This is a genomic window from Fusobacterium varium (assembly GCA_021531615.1).
Taxonomy (GTDB): domain Bacteria; phylum Fusobacteriota; class Fusobacteriia; order Fusobacteriales; family Fusobacteriaceae; genus Fusobacterium_A; species Fusobacterium_A varium_C.
Map to the genome: position 1 here is coordinate 1 of JADYUE010000088.1, position 583 is coordinate 583.

The window sequence follows — 583 nt, forward strand, 5'->3', positions numbered from 1 at the left end:
TTAGTTGATATTGGGATAAAATTTTGCTTTTTATAATATTTATAGGTAATAGGTGAGTAGTTACCAAAAAATAAAAAAAGCTGAATAGATTAACAATTAAACCATCAATCTAAAACAGCTTTTTCTATCAGTTATTATAAATCGTAATCTCTTTTTTCATCAGAATCAATAACTTCTACTTCAATAGGTCCTTGATAAGCAATATCTCCAAATCCTAAAATTAAATAGAAAATAAAACCTAAAAGAGCTAATCCTACTCCAAATAAAAATCCTTTTCCAAAAGCTCTAGCCAAAGCTATATTTATTAAAAAAGCAACAATAACATTTACTCCTGGTATAAAGATGAGGATAAACCACCACCAAGGTTTATTAATTATCTTTGTTATCAGCACATAAATATTATAAAATGGAATTAGTGATTTCCACCCTGCAACACCTGCTTTTTCAAAAATTCTCCACATTCCTATAATAAGTAACACATAAAGTACAAAACTAAGCATAGTCTCCTCCTAAAACTTTGGCTCTTTGTCAAATAGTGTTGGTGGAAAAAACAAATAAATTTTCAAGTAACTCCAGTGATTTT

General features: G+C 28.0%; 1 protein-coding gene. It reads right to left on the reverse strand.

Annotated features, from left to right (window positions below):
* Positions 1-134 precede the first annotated feature (134 nt).
* Positions 135-500, reverse strand: coding sequence for a signal peptidase I (locus tag I6E31_12445; protein ID MCF2640766.1), 366 nt, complete (start codon positions 498-500; stop codon positions 135-137).
* Positions 501-583: the final 83 nt, after the last annotated feature.